This is a genomic window from Halomonas sp., from assembly GCF_041689495.1.
Lineage (GTDB): Bacteria > Pseudomonadota > Gammaproteobacteria > Pseudomonadales > Halomonadaceae > Halomonas.
In genome coordinates, this window is the sequence record NZ_JBDNGD010000173.1 from 1 (window position 1) to 2,060 (window position 2,060).

Sequence of the window (2,060 nt, forward strand, 5' to 3'; positions counted from 1 at the left end):
TGATCCGACACGCCTTGTCGGAAGATCCCGATATCGTCTTGATGTCAGGCGTGGGTAGCGTCTGGCCGGTGATGCGTGCCCACAGCCTGCTCAACGCCCTGCACGGCCGTTTGGGCCATAAGCCGCTGGTGCTCTTCTATCCTGGCAGCTACGACGGTCAGAGCCTGACCCTGTTCAATCAGATCGCCAGCAACCACTACTACCGCGCCTTCTCGTTAGTGCCCTGAAGAATGAGCGCCCTGACCATGGCCGGCAGCGCCGCTGCCCGGTAGCCCGTTTTGTTGAGCGCCTTGCCCAGTTCCCGGGGCGAGGCGCTGCCCGTTAAGGAATCGATTGGACATGCGTATCCAGGACCTCTTCAAGAAACGCCTGCATCGCCCCATCAACGGGGTGGTGAAGGCCGACCAGAAGGACCGCGAAACGGTCTACCAGGAACTCGATGAGTACGTGGTGACCAACGAGCTGGAGAAGCACTTCCGCGCCTTCTTCGAGTCCTACGCCACGCCGCTCAGCGACCCCTCCATCGCCAACCGGGTCGGGATATGGATCTCGGGGTTCTTCGGTTCCGGTAAGTCGCACTTCCTCAAGGCACTCGCCTACCTGCTGGCTAACATCGAGGCCGAGGACGACGCCGGCAAGGTGCGCCGCGCCGCTGACTTCTTCGACGAGCAGAAATTGCACGATTCGATGATCCGCGCCGACATCGCCAAGGCGGTGCAGGAGCCGGCGGACGTCATCCTGTTCAACATCGACAGCAAGGCGAGCTCCAACGACGCCGGCAACCCGATCCTCAACGTCTTCCTGCGGGTGTTCAACGAGTACCAGGGCTTCAGCGGCGACCATCCGCATATCGCCCACATGGAGCGCCACCTGGCCCAACGCGGCGCATACGATCGCTTCGGTGAGGCGTTTCAACAAGCCAGCGGCAAGGTCTGGGAGAAGGAACGCGACGCTTTCCAGTTCTATCAGGACGACATCGAGCAGGCGATCAGCCAGGCACTGGACCTCTCGCCGGATGCCGCCCACAAGTGGTTCGAGGAGTCGGAGGAGACCTTCAGCGTCTCGGTGGAGAACTTCTGCCGTTGGGTGAAAGAGTACCTGGACGCGAAATCGCCGACCCAGCGCATCGTCTTCATGGTCGATGAAGTGGGGCAGTTCATCGGCAGCAATACCCGGCTGATGCTGACCCTGCAGACGCTGACCGAGAACCTCGGCACCATCTGCGGCGGCCGCGCCTGGATCGTGGTCACCTCACAGGCTGACATGGACGCGGTGCTCGGCGAGATGACCGCCGCCAAGGCCAACGACTTCTCGAAGATCGCCGGGCGCTTCAAGACCCGCCTGTCGCTCTCCAGCTCCAACTCCGACGAGGTGATCCGCAAGCGCCTGCTGGCCAAGAAGCCAGAAGCCAGCGATGAGCTGGCCGGCGTGTTCGAGGCCAAGGGCTCGATCCTGCGCAACCAGCTCACCTTCGACCGCTCCGGCCCCACGCTCAAGAACGTCGATGGCGCAGAGAGCTTCATCGCCAACTACCCCTTCGTGCCGTACCACTTCCAGCTGGTCCAGAAGGTCTTCGAGGAGATTCGCAAGGTCGGCGCCACCGGCGCGCATCTGGCCTACGGCGAGCGCTCCATGCTCGACGCCTTCCAGATGGCCGCCAAGGCGGTCAGCGATCAGGAGGTCGGCGTCCTGGTGCCGATGCACAACTTCTACCACGCCGTGGAGGGTTTCCTCGATACCGCGGTCAAGCGCACCATCGACCAGGCCAGCGAGAACGTGGCGCTGGATGAGTTCGATGTGGAGATCCTGCGCACCCTGTTCATGATCCGCTACGTGGATCTGGTCAAGGGCACCCTCGATAACCTGGTCACGCTCGCCATCACCCGCATCGACGACGACCGCCTGGCCATCCGCGAGCGGTTGGAAGGTACCCTGGCCCGCCTGGAGAAGGAGAGCCTGGTCACCCGCAACGGCGAGGAGTACCTGTTCCTCACCAACGAAGAGCGCGACATCACGCGCAAGATCAAGGCCACCGAGATAACCAGCAGCGACGAGAACAA

2 protein-coding genes are annotated in these 2,060 nt (G+C 62.6%); both read left to right on the top strand.

The annotated features are described in order from the left end of the window. A partial coding sequence (locus ACESMD_RS06005) for a DUF1788 domain-containing protein (RefSeq protein WP_372611266.1) occupies positions 1–227 on the top strand: 227 nt, incomplete at its 5' end. Between the two features lie 112 nt (positions 228–339). Next, a partial coding sequence (brxC, locus tag ACESMD_RS06010) for a BREX system P-loop protein BrxC (protein WP_372611268.1) occupies positions 340–2,060 on the top strand: 1,721 nt, incomplete at its 3' end.